The 1,455-nt window shown below is 66.5% G+C and carries 2 protein-coding genes; both read left to right on the top strand.

The window, feature by feature from the left end:
* Nucleotides 1–115 precede the first annotated feature (115 nt).
* Nucleotides 116–1,171, top strand: coding sequence for an IS1595 family transposase (locus AAAV44_RS09845; RefSeq protein ID WP_349115472.1), 1,056 nt, complete (start codon nt 116–118; stop codon nt 1,169–1,171).
* A 46-nt stretch (nt 1,172–1,217) separates the two neighbouring features.
* Nucleotides 1,218–1,415 carry a type II toxin-antitoxin system RelB/DinJ family antitoxin gene (locus AAAV44_RS09850; RefSeq protein WP_217750366.1) on the top strand — a complete coding sequence of 66 codons (198 nt, stop codon included), beginning with the start codon at nt 1,218–1,220 and terminating at the stop codon, nt 1,413–1,415.
* Nucleotides 1,416–1,455: the final 40 nt, after the last annotated feature.

The following is a 1,455-nucleotide window of genomic DNA, read 5'->3' on the forward strand; positions in this document are numbered from 1 at the left end:
AAAAAATCATTCGGCACAAAATGATTTTTTAAGGCTCTGTTAGACCAGGATTGACATACATGTGTCCCCACGGTGCCATATCGTTGACCCCGTAGACCGCGATGATGGGGGCAGCATGAACGCCGAAGACCTGGTCCTCAACTTCAAGAAGGGCATGGCGAACCTCAGCAAGACCGAGCGCCGCCGCGCTATCGAGTCCGTCAGGGACGTGATCCGCGCGGCGGCGTTCGACGACGCGGCCGGCTCCGCCTACGAAATCGAACGCTGCCCGCGCTGCGGGTCCGTCGCGGTCGTGAAGAAGGGCAAATCGAAGAACGGCGAGCAGCGCTACCTCTGCCGGGGCTGCGGCAGGACCTTCGGCATGGGCAGCGAGCGCATCCTGGGGACGAGCAGGCTCCCGAAGGAGACCTGGATGGTCTACGCCGAGTGCTTCGTGCTCATGCTGCCCCTGCGCGAGTGCGCGAGGCGCTGCCGCGTCTGCCTCAAGACCGCCTACACCATGCGCCACAGGCTGATCGAGTGCCTCTCGGCCTACTCCCCCTCGTTCAGGGTCGAGCGGGGCTGCGGCTGCGAGCTCGACGAGACCTACTTCCCCGAGTCGTTCAAGGGCAACCACGCGAAGGGGTCGTTCACGATGCCGCGCCCCTCCCGGCACCGCGGCAAGCAGGTGCACAGGCGCGGGCTGTCGCGCGAGCGGATTTGCGTCATGACCGGCGTGAACGACTCGAACGAGACGTTCCTCGAGGTCACGGGGCGGGGCGCCCTTTCGAGGGAGCGCGCCATGGACGCGCTGAGGGGCCGCATCGCGGCCGGCTCGGTCGTCGCGACCGACAGGGCGGCCGTCTACGTCAATGTCCTCGCGGAACTCGAGGTCGCCGCGCACGCGGCCTACGACCCCAAGGACCGCTCCGGGGGAACCATCAACCGGATCAACACCGTCCACTCGCTCCTCGGCGCCTTCATGGAGCCGTTCAAGGGCGTGTCGACGAAGCACCTCGATGCCTACCTCGCCTGGTTCAGGTGGTGCCGAACCTTCATGGCGACCGATTCCGGCGCCGCCGGGCGCACGGTCGCGCGGCAGCTCGCGCACGGCGTCTGCAGGAGCCGCGTCCGCGACATGTTCAACGTGGAGCCGCCCTACATGGACTACTGGGCCGCGCCCGCCGCATAGAGGCGGTAGAATGGTCGCACCGCGATACACGAGGAGGGGTGAGGCCATGCCGTCGAACATACCGGCCACGACGATCCGCATCGACCCGGAGGTCAAGAAGGAGGCCACGGCCATCCTGGACGAGCTCGGCCTGTCCATGTCCACCGCCGTCAACGCGTTCCTCAGGGCGCTCGTCCGGGAGGGCGGGATGCCGTTCGAGATGAGGGTCAAGACGCCGGCGCCCGACGGGGAGACGGCGAGTTAGCCGGCAGGTCGGCATGTCAATCCTGGTCTAACAGAGCCTT

This window comes from Collinsella sp. CLA-AP-H1, from assembly GCF_040092945.1.
In the GTDB taxonomy this organism is placed as follows: Bacteria; Actinomycetota; Coriobacteriia; order Coriobacteriales; family Coriobacteriaceae; genus Collinsella.

What these genes read in the sequence shown, in the direction of transcription:
- AAAV44_RS09845 (WP_349115472.1), top strand. Translation starts at nt 116, where the DNA reads ATGAACGCCGAAGACCTGGTCCTCAACTTCAAGAAGGGCATGGCGAAC.
- AAAV44_RS09850 (WP_217750366.1), top strand. Translation starts at nt 1,218, where the DNA reads ATGCCGTCGAACATACCGGCCACGACGATCCGCATCGACCCGGAGGTC.